Origin of the sequence: Senegalia sp. (in: firmicutes) (assembly GCF_052088025.1) — a bacterium.
GTDB lineage: Bacteria > Bacillota > Clostridia > Tissierellales > SIT17 > Anaeromonas.
This window is the reverse complement of the sequence record NZ_JBQCYD010000044.1, coordinates 4,319-19,784: the sequence shown is the minus strand read 5'-3', so window position 1 is coordinate 19,784 and position 15,466 is coordinate 4,319. Positions and strand designations below refer to the sequence as shown.

Below are 15,466 nucleotides of genomic sequence, written 5' to 3'. Positions count from 1 at the left end.
AAATGTGGAGAGGAATTGCAGCTTTTTATTTAAATATTTAATATATATTTATATTATATCTATTAAATCAATTAGTTTTAGTGTATAATTATAGTAGGTGGTGAATATGGAAATAAAAAATATTAGTAAAAGTTATAAAAAAGCAAGTCATTTAACTTTTAGCTGTCAATATCATGTTATCTTTTGTCCTAAGTATAGAAGAACGGTTTTAATTAATGATATTGATAAAAGATTAAAAGAAATCTTTATAAAAGTAGCTGAAGAACATGATTTTACTATTGTAGAAATGGAGGTAATGCCAGATCATGTGCATTTATTAATAGATTGCAATCCTAGATTTGGTATTATGAACTGTATTAATAAATTAAAGGGAAGATCTTCAAATATTTTAAGAAGTGAATTTAAAGAATTAAAAAGTAAACTCCCCTCCCTTTGGACTAGAAGCTCTTTTATTTCTACCGTAGGTAGTGTATCTTTAGAAGTTGTGAAAAAGTATATTGAAGAACAAAAAGATAAATAATTTTATGTGAGGTGATTATATTTTGAAAAGGAAAAAGAATCCTACATATATTTTAGAACTTAGATTAAATACAGAAATTTACGAAGAAGATGTTTTAAATAAGAGCTTTGAAATAAGTAGAAAAATGTATAATGCTGTCTTAGGAGAAGGATTGAAAAGATATAATCATCTTAAAAGAACAAGAAAATATAAATCTTTATTAAATGAATTAATCAAAATAAATAAAGATATTAAGTTAAACAAGAAATTAAAGAGAAAAAGAACAGAAATAAATAAAAAATTAAATCAATTAAGAAAAGATTATGGAGTAACTGAATATTCTCTTCATGATTTTATTGCCCCAATGAAAAGATATTTTAAAGTAATAGATATAAATACTGCTCAAAAGATAGCTACAAGAGCATGGTTAGCTTTAGAAAAATATATATTTGGGGATGGTAAAAAGGTATATTTTAAAAAATATGGAGAATTAAATTCTCTTGAAGGTAAAAATAATACTTCTGGTATAAGATATAGAGACAATCATTTAATGTGGAATGGTCTAGATTTAGAAGTTAATATAAGACATAATGATGAATATGTTAAAGAAGCTTTAAATGATAGAATAAAATACTGTAGAATAGTTAGAAAAATAATTAAAGGTAAATATAAATATTATCTTCAATTAGTATTATCAGGTTTTCCTCCAGTTAAAAAAAGTAAGGAAGGAAAAGTGATTAGAAAGTTTGGTGAATCTAAAGTAGGAATAGATCCTTCTTTAAGAAGTATTGCATATGTATCTGATAGAGAGGTTAAGTTAGAAGAACTAGCACCTTCGGTGGATACTATAGATAAAGAAATTAGAGTTATACAAAGAAGACTAGATAGATCAAAAAGAAGTACTAATCCTAATAAATATAATGAAGATGGAACTATAAAAAAAGGTAATAAAGATAAATGGATTAAGTCTAATAACTATATGAGAAATTTATTTATATTAAAAGAACTAAACCGAAAGTTAAATGAAATAAGAAAAATAGAACATAATAGACTAGCCAATCATATCTTAACTCTTGGAAGTGATGTATTTGTAGAGAAAACAGATTTTAAGGCACTAGCAAAAAGAGTAAAAGAAACGAATATATCAGAAAAAACCGGTAGGTTTAAAAGAAAGAAGAGATTTGGTAAGTCTATAGGAAGTAAGGCGCCGAGTAAGTTTTTTAATATATTAGAGAGAAAATTAAACTATATTGGTAAAGAAATAAAATATATTGATACATGGAAATTTAAAGCAAGCCAGTATAATCATTATACAGATGATTATAAAAAAGTATCATTATCTACTAGATGGAAAAGTATAAATAATAAAAGAGTACAAAGAGATTTATATAGTGCATTTTTAATAATGAATAGTAAAGATAATTTAAAAGAAGCAGATAGAAATAAGTGTAATAAAAATTTTGAAAGATTTCTAAATTTGCAAGATGAAGAAATTAAAAGATTAAAAAATACAAATAATATAAAATTATTTTCAAGTTTTGGAATAGAATAAAAAATTTAATATATAGGTTGAGCTACCAGCCTTAAATTATCGTTAATATTTCTATTGAAATATAGATAATAAAGTCTAAATGAAAGTAAGTTAGTTCTATTAATCAGATATTAATTTTTAATAGAGAATCTTTTAGTAATTTAGAACCTGCCACCTTTAGGTATGCAGAGTAGTCAGTAGATACCAATCAAAAGTGTAACCTATCCAGACATATTCTTCTGATTAATATTCGGTAAAAAGTATAGAAAATAAAATATGAGTTATACCGTTGTCGGAACAACCTTGACATTGTTCCGACAACGGTATAAAATGTTTGTAGGGTGATATTTATGAAGTATATAAGTACAAAAGAAGCAAGTGAAAAATGGGGAATAAGTGACCGTAGAATCCGAGTGCTTTGTAATGAGGGGCGTATAGAAGGAGCAATAAAAATTGGACGAAGCTGGTCTATTCCAATAGATGCTGTTAAGCCTGCGGACGCAAGGGAAACAAGTAAGAAGAACTACATTGGATTGGAATTTGATTTTAGTTATATAGATTCACTTAAGGAAGCTATAAACAAGCACAGACCTTTTTCCAAAGGACTTGCCAATTCGCTGCAGGAGAAACTCATTGTTGAGTGGACATATAATAGCAATGCCATAGAGGGGAATACTCTTACATTGTCAGAGACCAAAGTTGTTCTTGAAGGAATTACAATTGGTGGAAAAAGTATGGTGGAACATCTAGAAGCTATTAACCATCGTGAGGCTATCCTTTTTGTTGAAGATTTAATTGCTAATAAGGAGCCTCTTTCTGAATGGAATATCAAGAACATTCATGCCTTGATTTTAAAAGAAATTGATAATAACAATGCTGGAAAATATCGTACTGAAAATGTTGTAATTAGTGGAGCAAAACATATTCCACCGAAGCACTATGAAATTGGAGATTTGATGCAAAAACTTATAGCAGAGTATCAGAGTGAATGGGAAGAGTTTCATCCTGTTGTGAGAGCAACATTGTTGCATGGGGAGTTTGTAAAAATTCATCCGTTTATAGATGGAAATGGAAGAACTTCAAGACTGCTACTTAACTTTGAACTCATGAAGAATGGATACCCTCCAATTATTATAAAGAATGAGGAGCGTGCAAGATATTATGATGTTATCGACCTGGCACATACAACTATGAATTATGGGCCATTCATAGAACTGGTATCAAGACTTGTGATAGAGTCTGAAAAACTATGGTTATCCTTATTGGATTAAGAGTTAAAGAATAGTGGTTCTATTAGCTAAATAAATACTACATTTTGCCACCCTCTTGCCACCTTAAATTTTATTGGTGACAAATTTTCTCTCTCAAACATCTGCAATTTAGTAATATTATAGATGAAAATTTCATAAGTACAACAATTGGGTAATATAAAATTAAACACAAAGGAAGGAATGACAATATGAAAAAGAAAATTTTACTTATGATTATATGTGTAGTTTTACTTAGCCTAATAGCATGTAGTCAAGATACAAATGAGGACTCTTCAGTGGATACAGATGAAGAGCTTAGGATGGGATATATCACTATGGATCTTGGTAATCCATATTTTGTAAGACTAACAGATGGAATGAAAGAAAAAGCTGAGGAATTAAACATAGATCTTAGTATTCATGATGGAAAAAATGAAGTGGAACCTCAGATAAAAGCTATGGAAGACCTTATAACCCAGCAAGTAGATGCCATTATATTAAGTGCCAATAATTCACAGGCATTAAATTCTAAGGTCAAAGAAGCAAAAGATGCTGGTATAAAAGTTATAGCTGCAAATGCACCAGTAGAAAATCCTGATGCATTTATAGGTTCTATAGAATATGACAATGGTTTTCAAGCAGGTGAAATAGCAGGTGAATATATAAGGGATAATTTAGATGGAAAGGCAAAAGTTGCAATACTTCAATTATCAACAATACCAGCTGCTCTTGAGAGAACAAAAGGACAAAAAGAAGGATTACTTTCTCTAGCTCCAGATGCAGAAATAGTTGCAGAACCAGATGCCAGTACAAGAGAGCTTGGCTTAAATGCTATAGAAACACTTTTGCAGTCTCATCCAGATTTAAATGTAGTACTTGGAGTAAACGATGACTCGGTTCTTGGAGCCTATCAAGCTATGAAGGCTGCAGGAAAAGAAGGAGAAGATGTAGCTTTAGTTGGTTTTGATGCTATAGAAGAAGCCCTATTAAAGATAAAAGAAGGCGGAATATACAGAGGTACTATAGATATAGCACCTTTTGAAAGTGGAAAAGTTATCATAGAAACTGCTAAAAAAGTATTAGAAGAAGGACCAATAGAAGAGATAATAGAATTTCCAGTTACAAAAGTGACAGAGGAAAATGTAGATAAATTCTTAGATAAATAACAAATTAACCTCCATTTAAATGGAGGTTAATTTATAATAATTTATAATTTGGAGGATCAGATGAAAGACTATATATTGAGATTAGAAAATATTAGAAAAGGATATCCAGGAGTAATAGCTCTAAGGGATGTAAATATAGAATTTGAAAAAGGAAAAATACATGCTCTAGTAGGAGAAAACGGTGCTGGCAAATCTACTCTTATAAAACTGTTAACAGGCGCTATAGATAAAAGCTCGGGAAAAATCTATTATAAAGGGGAGGAGCTGGAAAACAATACTCCTATAAAGAGTTTGAATATAGGAATTATACCTGTGTATCAAGAATTAAATATGATACCCACTCTTTCAGTATGTGACAATATATTTTATGGACATGAGAAGGTAAAAGGAAAAGTATTAGATAAAAAATATATGAGAGGAAAAGCGAATAAACTACTCAAACAAGTAGGATTAAATGTATCACCTAAAACTAAAGTGAAAGATATAGGTATTGGAAATCAGCAATTAGTAGAGATAGCAAAAGCACTCGTAAAAGACGTTGAAGTATTAATATTAGATGAGCCTACAGCTTCTTTAACTAATATAGAAATAGAAAAACTCTTTGCTATAATAGAAAAACTTAAAAAAAGAGGTATAAGCATCATATACATATCACATAGACTAGATGAAGTACTTAAGATTTCAGATACTATTACAGTATTAAGAGATGGAAAATTAATAGATACTAAAGCTGCATACGAATTTGATGAAAAAAGCATAATAAAGCTTATGGTTGGAAGAGAACTTTCAAGAAGCAAACGAGGTAAAGAAAAAACAATTAAGAAAGAAAAGGTACTTGAACTTAAGAATATAAGTACAGATAAGATAAAAAATATATCATTTCATCTATTAGAAGGTGAAATACTTGGAATTGCAGGTCTTATAGGTTCTGGAAGAACTGAGCTTGCAGAAGCTATATTTGGAATGGATAGGATTACTTTTGGAGAAATCTTTATAAATGGTAAATTAAAGCAAATTCATGGTCCTAAAAATGCTGTAGAAGAAGACATAGCATTTATAACAGAAGATAGAAAAAGTCTAGGTCTCATGCTTGATTTATCAGTACTAGAAAATGTGACTTACTCTTCTCTTAAAAATATAAGTAAAAATGGAATTATAGATAAAGTAAAGGAAAAGCAGATTGTAGAGGAGATTTTAGAAAAACTAAATGTCAAATACTCTTCATTAGATGAAAAAGTCCTAAATTTAAGTGGGGGAAATCAGCAAAAGTTAGTTATTGCCAAGTGGTTACTTTCAGATGCAGCTATATTTATATTTGATGAACCTACCCGTGGAATAGATGTAGGCTCTAAAGAAGAGATATACACTATACTAAGGAATTTAGTCAAAGAGGGAAAATCCATTATACTAATATCTTCAGAAAATGAGGAAATAATGAATATAACAGATAGAGTCATTGTAATGAGTAATGGGATGCTAGCCTCAGAATATAATTCCAAGGAAATAACTGCAGAGAAAATCTTTAAAGATTCATCAAGTTTGCTAAAGGAGAATAAAAATGGATAAAATTAAGAGAAGTGGAATTTTCACATATGGAATATTGGTATTTCTAATAGTATTATTTGTGGCATTATCATTTAGCAGCCCATATTTTTTCACTGCAGGAAATTTGACAAAGGTCTTAAGACAAGTAGCAGTAGTTGGAATTGTAACTGTGAGTATGACTATGGTCATATTAACAGGTGGAATAGACCTATCAGTTGGTTCTATGCTAGGTCTTTGTGCGGTTGTCTTGGCAAAGCTTATGGTTTCTGGAGTGAATGTGGCCTTAGCTATAATGATTACATTTGTTGTAGGTATGATACTTGGACTTTTAAATGGATTTTTAATAAATGAAATAAGAATCTCTCCACTTATAACTACTCTTGGAACTATGACTATATACAGTGGTATTACCTATATAATAACAGCAGGCAAGGGGATATTTGGATTTCCCGATAAATTTTCCTTTATAGGTCAAGGATATATATTTAAAGTACCTGTCCCAATAATAATTCTTGTATTAGTATATATCTTTGGGTTTTTTGTATTAAATAATACCAGATACGGGAGATACCTCTATGGCATAGGTGCCAATGAAAAGGCTTCAGTTTTATCTGGAGTAAATGTCAAAAAAATAAAATATATGACTTATATTACATCAGGACTACTATCAGCTTTAGCTTCAGTAGTTATGCTCTCAAGAGTAAGTAGCGCCCTTCCAAGCCTTGGGAGTGGATTAGAGTTTGATGTTGTAACAGCAGTAGTTTTAGGTGGTATAAGTGTAAATGGAGGAGAAGGCAAGCTTCAAGGAGTAGTTATAGGCCTACTCATAATAGCCATACTCTCCAATGGAATGATCCTATTAGGTGTGGGCAATTATTTTCAAACAGTTGTAAAAGGCCTAGTTCTTCTCATAGCTGTTGCAATAGATAATATTTCTAAAAGATAAGGTATAGAGATTATATTTTTAATGAGTATGAAAGGTATAAGATTTCTTGTATATGAAAGAAGGTAAAGACGATGGATGAAATTATAGTATGGACAAAGCAGAATGAAAATGTTGTTAAAGAGCTTGAAAAGACTGGTAGATATATTGCTAAAAAAGAATATATTTTGAAAGACTTAGATAAACACGCATATTTGGTATTAGAGGTTTATGATTGGCTGGTGAATAATACCCCTAATGCATCTAAAAAACCACATGATGCAGAATATCCTATATGGGTATCTCTTAAAAAGAATACAACTATGCTTCCTAGTCCAGGAACAGTAATATTGAAACTGAAAGTAGATACATCATTAGTTACTATGATTAATATTGATAAATGGGGCACTATGCTAAATTATTCTTATATTCCAAAAGACAAACAAGATGCTAAAATACACAGACAAATTTTAGAAAAATATGGTGTACATAGTGACACTAAAGCATATATGTCTCAATTTTATCCTCAGATAAAAAGAAAAATCATTGATAGCTGGAGTCGATTGTTTGATGATTCTATTATACTTGGTAATGATCAAAAATATGGAAATATATGGGAGGTTAGAAAAGAATGGGTAAGACAGATAATAAGATAATACTTTATTCTCCTCAATCAGAGCTGGTAGTTAATACTCTTGAAAACAGTGGAGTTTGTTTTTCTAAAAGGAGATATGTGGTAAAAAAATATGAAGAAAGTGCTTTAATTTTTGTAGCTGCTTATGATTGGTTTGTTAAGGAAGCAGAAAAATATGTTCCAAAACCAGAAGGTGCGCAATATCCTTATTGGGCCGTAAAAGACCTAGATAGTGTGGATCAATCAACAGGTGATAAACTGTTGAAATTAAAGGTCCCAAGAGATGAAGTTATATTTTTTGACATGTATGATTGGAATAAAATACTTTGCCTACGATATATTGGTGAGACGGAAGAAGATGAAGAACAATTCCAACAGATGCTTGTTGAACGTGGAATTAATAAAGAGAAAGATATAATCCTCACAAATTTTTACCCTGATTTAAAAGCTCAGGTTCAGGATAGTTGGAAAAGACTATTTCGTCATCACGAAGATATAAAGCAAGGAAATATAAAAAATGTAAAAAGTGTGCAGGCAGGATTATGGCAACTAAAAAAAGAGTGGATATTATAAGTTTCTATGATGAATTTTATAAAAGATAAAGATGTTAAGTTTTAGATCAAAGATAAGATCTATATACTTAGCCTCTTTTTTATGTATTAAAAATGATCTATAGCATATAAAACTTATAATTATTGCATTTTATTAATAGTCTATGTATTTTCTCTTAAAAGGTATATAATAGTAGTTTAGTGATTAATTTTCATATAATAAAAGGAGTGAAAGAATTGCAAGTACAAGAAAATAAAATGGGAGTTATGCCCATAAGAAAACTTCTAATAAATATGTCTGTGCCTATTATGATTTCAATGTTGATACAGGCTTTATATAATGTAGTAGATAGTATTTTTGTTGCCAGAATAAATGAAGATGCATTGACGGCAGTTTCATTGGCTTTTCCAATACAAAATCTCATGATTGCAGTAGCTGTAGGAACTGGAGTTGGAATAAATGCATTATTATCTAGAAGTTTAGGATCAAAGAATTTTAAAGAGGCCAATAGTGTAGCAGAAAATGGTGTTCTGCTAGCTTTTTTTAGTTATAGTATATTTTTATTATTTGGCCTTTTATTTTCAGAAACTTATTTTTCCAGTCAAACTAATGATCCTCAAATCATCAAATATGGTAGTACTTATTTAAAAATTATATCTATTGCATCCATAGGACTATTTATACAAATTACTTTTGAGAGATTGCTTCAATCTACAGGGAAAACTTTTTACACAATGATTACTCAGGGGACAGGAGCTATTATCAATATTATTTTAGATCCCATTTTTATATTTGGACTTTTTGGATTGCCTAAGATGGGAGTAGCAGGAGCTGCTGTAGCTACTATAATAGGCCAAATAGTAGCAGCAGTGTTGGGAATTTATTTTAATATAAAATTAAACAAGGAAGTAAGTTTAGATATAAGAAAATTCCGACCAGAATTTAGAATAATTAAAAAAATCTATTCTATAGGAATACCATCTATTATGATGATTTCGCTTACTTCTATTACAACATATGGAATAAACAATATTTTAATCAAGTTTTCTTCTACAGCTACAGCAGTATTTGGAGTTTATTATAAATTGCAAAGCTTTGTATTTATGCCTGTATTTGGTTTAAATAATGGAATGATACCTATTATTGCTTATAATTATGGGGCTAAGAACAAAGAGAGATTAATCAAAACTATTAAATTAAGCATTCTTTATGCGGTAGTTGTCATGTTTATTGGTTTAATTGTGATTCAACTTCTCCCTGCTCAATTATTATCTTTATTTAGTGCTTCCAAAGAGATGATTAAAATTGGCTTACCGGCACTAAGAATCATTAGTTTAAGTTATATATTAGCAGGATTTAATATTGTATCTAGTTCTGTATATCAAGCTTTTGGAAATGGAATTTTAAGCTTAATTGGTGAAGTATTAAGGCAGTTAGTGATCTTATTACCAGCAGCTTATATTTTATCACTCTTTGGAGATGTAAATCTTATTTGGTGGTCTTATCCTATTGCAGAAATATTAGCTTTGATTTTAAATGTAGTCTTTCTTAGACTTATATATAAAAAAGTTATTTCTTTAATTCCTGAAAAAATATAAAGATAGTTATGAAATTTACTCATATATATTTATAGTAAAGAAAATGAAAATATTTATATATTCTGTTATAATGAAGGAGAAGAAGATATTGTATGATATTTGGAGATTTCAGAGGGAGGAAATGTCATGCGTAAATTATCAAAGGATGAATTTAAAGATATATTAAAGAATAGAAAAGATAGAGAAAGACTTATGCTAAAAGAAATAGAACTTTCTCATATGGACCTTACAGGCTGGGACTTATCAAATATTGATTTTTCGTTAAGTACATTTCATAGGGTGAAGTTTGATAAAGCAAATCTGGAAAATAGCGGTGTCTTTAATGTCTTATTTGATAAATGTAGTTTTTATAAGACTAATTTTAAATATGCGAATTTAGAATGTGCAGCACTTAGATATGCAGACATGACTGCCTGTAATATTGAAGGTTCAAATCTATATGGTGCTATATTAGAAAATGCAAAATTAGATGATATTATTTTTAATGATGATACTAAATGGTTTCACATGCATTGTCCAGAACAAGGAGCTTTCCTTGGATATAAGAAATGTTTTGATAATAGATTAGTACAACTTCTAATACCAAAAGATGCAAAACGTACTTCAGCTACCTTACCTTCTTGTAGGTGCAATAAGGCAAAGGTTCTTAGTATTAAAAGTTTTGACTATGAAAAAAATTATATGGAAGCTTCATCCCTGGTAGATGATAATTTCATTTATCGTGTGGGTCAATGGGTTGAGGTAAAAAATTTTAATGATGATAGGTGGAGAGACTCTACTACAGGCATTCATTTTTGGCTAACTAGAGAAGAAGCTAAGAATTATTAAAAATTAGATATTAAAGTAGTTTAAAAATAATATATAGGTGTATAAAAATTCCCTCAAATATATATTTGAGGGAATTTTAGTTAAAAGGAGGATTTATGTTCAAAAAATTTTGGTGGTTTATTTCATACTATAAAAATAAATATATTTTAGCAGTTGTCTTTTTAATTTTAAGTAATGTAGTTGGATTGATACCGCCCTATATAACGGGTAGATTAACAGATATGATATTTGAGGATTCAATTGAATTAAATGCATTTTTAATTATTTTAGCCTTAGATTTATTGGTTATAGTTATAAAATATTTCTTTGCTATGGGATGGAGCTATTTCACTTTTAGAGCTGGAAATGAGATAGATTTTAAAACTAGAGATAATCTTATGAAAAAGTTCTTAGGACAATCTCTTAAGTTTTTTGAAAAGCACTCTACAGGATCTCTTATGGGGAAATCCACAAATGATGTGGTTAGCATTAGCAATGTAGCTGGCATTGGTACATTAAGTTTATTTGATTCCACAGTATTTCCTATAATCATAATTATAATGATGATGGTAGTGGTTGATGTTAAATTAACTTTGGCTGCAATAATACCTCTTCCAATTTTGGCATATCTTAGTATATTAATTGGAGATAAAATTCTTATAAGATGGTATGAAGTACAAAGAGCTTTTGACAAACTAAATACGAATGTGTTAGAGGATATAGAAGGTATAAGAGTTATTCGTGTGTTTAATCTTCAAAAATCTAGACGAAATAAATTTGAAGAAAGTGGAAGGAATTTATTAGATAGAAATATGGATGTTGTAAAATATCAAGCTCTACTAACTCCAGTTCAAAGAATCATACCTGCATTTACATTTATTATAGGTATAGGCTATGGTTCTATTTTGATTTCAAATGGAGAAATTTCTATAGGTCAATTAATTTCTTTTACCTATTATTTAAATATGCTTGTATGGCCAATGCATGCATTTGGTAATTTCATTAATTTAAAACAACAAGCTAACGCTTCAATGGATAGGGTTCAAGAGGTGCTAGACTATGAAGAAGATATAAAAGATAATGAAGGAGCTGTAGATTTATCAGTTAATCCTGATATAGAATTTATAAATCATAGTTTCAAATATCCTTCATCTGAAGAAAATGTGTTAAAGGATTTAAATATTAAAATTGATAAGGGCAAATCTCTAGGAGTAATAGGTAAGACAGGCTCTGGTAAATCTACTCTTGCAAAACAGCTGCTACATCTATATTCAATGAGGACAAATAGCATATATATTAATGGAGATAGGATTAATAAATATACTATTTCAAGTATAAGAGAGGCAATTGGCTATGTACCACAAAAATATATGATATTTTCAAAGAGCATTAAAGATAATATAAAACTTTCTAAGCCACATGCTAGCGATGAAGAGATAATGAGAGCAATTAGACTTGCTGATTTTGAAAAGGATTTAAAAATATTTCCTAAAGGATTAGATACACTTTGTGGTGAGCAGGGTATTTCCCTTTCAGGGGGACAAAAACAAAGAATTGGTATAGCAAGAGCATTTCTAAAGAATCCTGATATTTTAATATTAGATGATGCTATGAGTGCAGTTGATGGTAGTACAGAAAAGAATATTATAAATAATATAAACAAGATCAAAGAAGGAAAAACTATGATTGTCTCCAGTCATAGGATAAGTCAAGTTAAAGACCTTGATGAAATAATTGTCTTAGATAAAGGTAAAATAGTAGAAAAGGGTACACATGATGAACTAATTAAAGAAGGAAAGTGGTATTCTAAACAATATGAAAATCAATCAGCAAGGAGTCAATTTGATGAAGAATAATATAAGAAATGAATTAGTAACAAAAAAACTAAAGCATTATGCAAAAAATGAAAAAAAACCTTTATTAAGTGGACTCTTACTTTCCCTAGTGCGTACAGCTATGGAAATTATAGGACCTTTAATTATTGGTTTTATATTAAATAATTATATAAAATTAGATTTAGAAAGTGCAGGTTTTATATCTATTATAAAGCTACTTGTAGTTTATTTATTTGTCTATCTTTTTAGTGGATTGTTTAGCAATTTGGCACTTATATCCTTTGAAAAAGCAGCAAATAATATTGCATTCAGTGTACAAAAAGATGTTTATGAACATATAACAAAGCTTCCTATATCATACTTTGATAATCTACCTTCAGGAAGCATAGTATCTAGAATTACAAATGATACAAGTAAATTAAAGATGATGTTTCAACTTATATTAGCAGATATGACAACTTCCACCATAATGATTGTGAGCATATATGGAATGATTCTTGTAACAAACTTCCCTGTAGGAATAATGTTGTTGATACTTGTACCTATAATACACATTATATTTAAAGATTTAAGATATAAAACTGCAAAATATACAACATTAAATCGTAGTTATGTAGGTGATATAAATTCAAGTATTAATGAAAACATACAAAATATGGAGATAATCAAAGCATTTAACAAGGAAAATTATATAAAAGATGAGTTTGATAATATAAATGACAATATATTTGATACTAATCTAGAAATCACTAAGGTTAGAAGTTATGGAGGATATAGGGCAATTGATATTCTTGGCTATGTTGGAACAATCATAGTCCTTTTATACTTTGGAGTGGGCAGGATAACAGGAATTTATGCTGTTACTGTGGGCAGTATGTATATAGCCATAGATTATGTAAGTAAAATTTTTAATAATATAAATACAGTAGTGACAAGATTTGGAGAATTAGAGCAATCATATGCTTCTGCTACCCATATATTTGATTTATTGCAACTAGAACCAATGGAAGAATTAAAGGATGAACTGACAGATGTAAAGGGTGATGTGAAATTTGAAGATGTTTATTTTGCATATGATGAAGATGATGTTTTAAGAGATGTAAATTTTGAAGTAAAAAGTGGAGAAACTATAGCATTTGTAGGTTCAACTGGTAGTGGAAAGAGCACCATAATAAACTTGATTTTGAATTTTTATAGTCCAAGACTTGGGAGTATATATATTGATGGTATAAATACAAAAGATATTAATAGAAATTCACTAAGACAACAAATGGCAGTAGTACTTCAGGATCCCTTTCTTTTTGAAACTGATATAAAAGATAATATAAGGTTAAATGATAATAGATACAGTGATGAAGATGTGGAAAGAGCCCTTATAGATGTAGGTGGAGAAGCACTTGTAAAAAGAGGAATTAATCAAAAGATATTGGAAAAAGGAAATAATCTTAGTCAAGGTGAAAAACAATTAATTTCATTTGCAAGGGCATATATTAGAAATCCAAAGTTATTAATTTTAGATGAGGCCACATCAAATATCGATACTGAAACTGAGAAAGTAATACAAAAGGGTGTTCAAAAATTAAAGGAAAATCGTACAACCTTTATAATAGCCCATAGGCTCTCTACTATAAAGGATGTAGATAAAATTATAGTTCTTCATAAGGGTAAGATAATTGAAAGAGGTAAGCATGAATCTTTAATGATTAAAGATGGTTTTTATAAAAATATGTATGATGAACAAATGAGAAATCAGTAAGAAAAATGGTTTGAAATAGTAAAGCTAAAGATAATCAAGTAAATATATATTTTTATTTATTCCCTCAAGATTAGACTTGGGGGATTTTTTATTTTTAAAATACTAGATTAAATTGTGAAAAGTTTGAAAATAATATATAATTTAAGAATACAGATGAAAGGGGTTTAAGAAGATGAAAGAAAAAGAAATTAAGAAAAAAATTGAGGAATTAAAAGATGATGAAAAGATTTCAAAGCAAATTGATAAAAATAAATCCAAAGCAGAGGATTTATTAAATGATAAAAAGAAAATGGAACATTTCTTAGAGCGTTTAGAAAGAAAACTCTCTAAAATTCCTTTTGCTGGTAAGTATTTATCAGATGTTCCTGTGTTTATATCTTTGGTAAAATCTTATGTGGATAAAGAATATACAGAAATTCCAATTGGATCTATAATTGCAATAATAAGTGGACTTATATACTTACTCAGCCCAATTGATATAATCCCTGATGTTGTTCCAGGTTTTGGAATTGTAGATGATGCAGCAGTTATTGCTTTGGTATATAGATTGGTTCATGATGATATTGAGGAATATAAATTATGGAAGATTAAGATAAAATAGATCTTTTAAATAATATATAAGGTAAATTTATGGAGGTATACAATGGAAAAAACTTTTATAATGGTTAAGCCAGATGGTGTAAAAAGAGGAATAATGGGAGAAATAATATCTAAAATAGAAAAAAAGGGATTTGAAATAAAGCAAGCTAAATTATTTAAGCCAAGTAGAGAATTAATTGAAAAACACTATGAAGAACATAAGGAAAAGACTTTTTTTAATGAATTAATGGATTATATATTAAGTGGACCAGTTATGGCAATGGAGGTAGAAGGAGAATCAGCAATTGAAATAATGCGTAAGATGATAGGAAATAAAGACCCAAAGCTTGCATCTTTAGGAACCATAAGAGGTGACTTTGCAAATTCAATTACAGAGAATATAATACATGGCTCAGATTCAATAAAAAGTGCACAATGTGAATTGAATTTGTGGTTTGATTAAGGAGAAAATTATGAAAAATGGAGTTTTATTTCAAGTATTTGAGTGGTACTTACCTGATGATGGAAATTACTATGAAGATATGTTAGCAAAATTAGATGACTTAAAAGAAATGGTATGGATTGAAGAGGAAGCTTAATCTGATGAATTCAATTGACATGATATAGGTTTGTGGGGAGGTGATTCTTTCTTTTAAATGCTAGGAGAATTACTTAAAATAATGGAACAAATCAAATTAAATATTAACACAAATAAAACAGTATATTATAAAGGAGAGTATTATTATGAGGAGCTATGAAACTGAGAATTATAAGTTTAATCAACATAAAAAA

Annotated in this window: 15 protein-coding genes; all 15 read left to right on the top strand. The window is 29.2% G+C overall.

The window, feature by feature from the left end; all coding sequences use genetic code 11:
* Window positions 1-106 precede the first annotated feature (106 nt).
* Entirely contained in the window at window positions 107-520 is a 414-nt protein-coding gene (gene tnpA / locus ACTHUW_RS10430) for an IS200/IS605 family transposase (protein WP_442210748.1), read from the top strand.
* A 22-nt stretch (window positions 521-542) separates the two neighbouring features.
* Window positions 543-2,051, top strand: coding sequence for an RNA-guided endonuclease TnpB family protein (locus ACTHUW_RS10425; protein ID WP_442213217.1), 1,509 nt, complete (start codon window positions 543-545; stop codon window positions 2,049-2,051).
* A 329-nt stretch (window positions 2,052-2,380) separates the two neighbouring features.
* On the top strand, window positions 2,381-3,301 hold the full coding sequence (locus tag ACTHUW_RS10420) for a Fic family protein (protein ID WP_442198214.1): 921 nt from the start codon (window positions 2,381-2,383) through the stop codon (window positions 3,299-3,301).
* A gap of 188 nt (window positions 3,302-3,489) precedes the next feature.
* A complete protein-coding gene (locus ACTHUW_RS10415) occupies window positions 3,490-4,446 on the top strand; it encodes a sugar ABC transporter substrate-binding protein (protein WP_442198215.1) in 957 nt (318 codons plus the stop codon).
* Between the two features lie 60 nt (window positions 4,447-4,506).
* Window positions 4,507-6,012: a sugar ABC transporter ATP-binding protein gene (locus ACTHUW_RS10410; protein ID WP_442213215.1), complete on the top strand. Its 1,506-nt coding sequence runs from the start codon at window positions 4,507-4,509 to the stop codon at window positions 6,010-6,012.
* Window positions 6,005-6,937: an ABC transporter permease gene (locus tag ACTHUW_RS10405; protein ID WP_442213213.1), complete on the top strand. Its 933-nt coding sequence runs from the start codon at window positions 6,005-6,007 to the stop codon at window positions 6,935-6,937. The genes ACTHUW_RS10410 and ACTHUW_RS10405 overlap by 8 nt, the downstream gene beginning before the upstream one ends.
* A 71-nt stretch (window positions 6,938-7,008) precedes the next feature.
* Entirely contained in the window at window positions 7,009-7,569 is a 561-nt protein-coding gene (locus ACTHUW_RS10400; RefSeq protein ID WP_442213211.1) for a DUF3841 domain-containing protein, read from the top strand.
* Window positions 7,545-8,120 carry a DUF3841 domain-containing protein gene (locus ACTHUW_RS10395; protein ID WP_442198219.1) on the top strand — a complete coding sequence of 192 codons (576 nt, stop codon included), beginning with the start codon at window positions 7,545-7,547 and terminating at the stop codon, window positions 8,118-8,120. Before ACTHUW_RS10400 ends, ACTHUW_RS10395 begins: the two co-directional genes overlap by 25 nt.
* 206 nt (window positions 8,121-8,326) lie before the next feature.
* A complete protein-coding gene (locus ACTHUW_RS10390) occupies window positions 8,327-9,697 on the top strand; it encodes an MATE family efflux transporter (RefSeq protein WP_442213209.1) in 1,371 nt (456 codons plus the stop codon).
* Between the two features lie 126 nt (window positions 9,698-9,823).
* Window positions 9,824-10,525 (top strand): pentapeptide repeat-containing protein, encoded by a 702-nt coding sequence (locus tag ACTHUW_RS10385; RefSeq protein WP_442213207.1) that lies wholly within the window; start codon window positions 9,824-9,826, stop codon window positions 10,523-10,525.
* A gap of 95 nt (window positions 10,526-10,620) precedes the next feature.
* Window positions 10,621-12,360, top strand: a complete 1,740-nt coding sequence (locus ACTHUW_RS10380) for an ABC transporter ATP-binding protein (protein ID WP_442213205.1) — start codon at window positions 10,621-10,623, stop codon at window positions 12,358-12,360.
* Window positions 12,350-14,095: an ABC transporter ATP-binding protein gene (locus tag ACTHUW_RS10375; RefSeq protein ID WP_442213203.1), complete on the top strand. Its 1,746-nt coding sequence runs from the start codon at window positions 12,350-12,352 to the stop codon at window positions 14,093-14,095. Before ACTHUW_RS10380 ends, ACTHUW_RS10375 begins: the two co-directional genes overlap by 11 nt.
* A gap of 172 nt (window positions 14,096-14,267) precedes the next feature.
* On the top strand, window positions 14,268-14,696 hold the full coding sequence (locus tag ACTHUW_RS10370; protein WP_442198223.1) for a YkvA family protein: 429 nt from the start codon (window positions 14,268-14,270) through the stop codon (window positions 14,694-14,696).
* Between the two features lie 42 nt (window positions 14,697-14,738).
* A complete protein-coding gene (gene ndk, locus ACTHUW_RS10365) occupies window positions 14,739-15,137 on the top strand; it encodes a nucleoside-diphosphate kinase (RefSeq protein WP_442213201.1) in 399 nt (132 codons plus the stop codon).
* 10 nt (window positions 15,138-15,147) lie between these two features.
* Entirely contained in the window at window positions 15,148-15,273 is a 126-nt protein-coding gene (locus tag ACTHUW_RS10360) for a hypothetical protein (protein ID WP_442213199.1), read from the top strand.
* Window positions 15,274-15,466: the final 193 nt, after the last annotated feature.

What these genes read in the sequence shown, in the direction of transcription:
- ACTHUW_RS10400 (WP_442213211.1), top strand. Translation starts at nt 7,009, where the DNA reads ATGGATGAAATTATAGTATGGACAAAGCAGAATGAAAATGTTGTTAAA.
- ACTHUW_RS10405 (WP_442213213.1), top strand. Translation starts at nt 6,005, where the DNA reads ATGGATAAAATTAAGAGAAGTGGAATTTTCACATATGGAATATTGGTA.
- ACTHUW_RS10385 (WP_442213207.1), top strand. Translation starts at nt 9,824, where the DNA reads ATGCGTAAATTATCAAAGGATGAATTTAAAGATATATTAAAGAATAGA.
- ACTHUW_RS10415 (WP_442198215.1), top strand. Translation starts at nt 3,490, where the DNA reads ATGAAAAAGAAAATTTTACTTATGATTATATGTGTAGTTTTACTTAGC.
- ACTHUW_RS10360 (WP_442213199.1), top strand. Translation starts at nt 15,148, where the DNA reads ATGAAAAATGGAGTTTTATTTCAAGTATTTGAGTGGTACTTACCTGAT.
- ACTHUW_RS10375 (WP_442213203.1), top strand. Translation starts at nt 12,350, where the DNA reads ATGAAGAATAATATAAGAAATGAATTAGTAACAAAAAAACTAAAGCAT.
- ACTHUW_RS10395 (WP_442198219.1), top strand. Translation starts at nt 7,545, where the DNA reads ATGGGTAAGACAGATAATAAGATAATACTTTATTCTCCTCAATCAGAG.
- tnpA (WP_442210748.1), top strand. Translation starts at nt 107, where the DNA reads ATGGAAATAAAAAATATTAGTAAAAGTTATAAAAAAGCAAGTCATTTA.
- ACTHUW_RS10370 (WP_442198223.1), top strand. Translation starts at nt 14,268, where the DNA reads ATGAAAGAAAAAGAAATTAAGAAAAAAATTGAGGAATTAAAAGATGAT.
- ndk (WP_442213201.1), top strand. Translation starts at nt 14,739, where the DNA reads ATGGAAAAAACTTTTATAATGGTTAAGCCAGATGGTGTAAAAAGAGGA.
- ACTHUW_RS10380 (WP_442213205.1), top strand. Translation starts at nt 10,621, where the DNA reads ATGTTCAAAAAATTTTGGTGGTTTATTTCATACTATAAAAATAAATAT.
- ACTHUW_RS10410 (WP_442213215.1), top strand. Translation starts at nt 4,507, where the DNA reads ATGAAAGACTATATATTGAGATTAGAAAATATTAGAAAAGGATATCCA.
- ACTHUW_RS10420 (WP_442198214.1), top strand. Translation starts at nt 2,381, where the DNA reads ATGAAGTATATAAGTACAAAAGAAGCAAGTGAAAAATGGGGAATAAGT.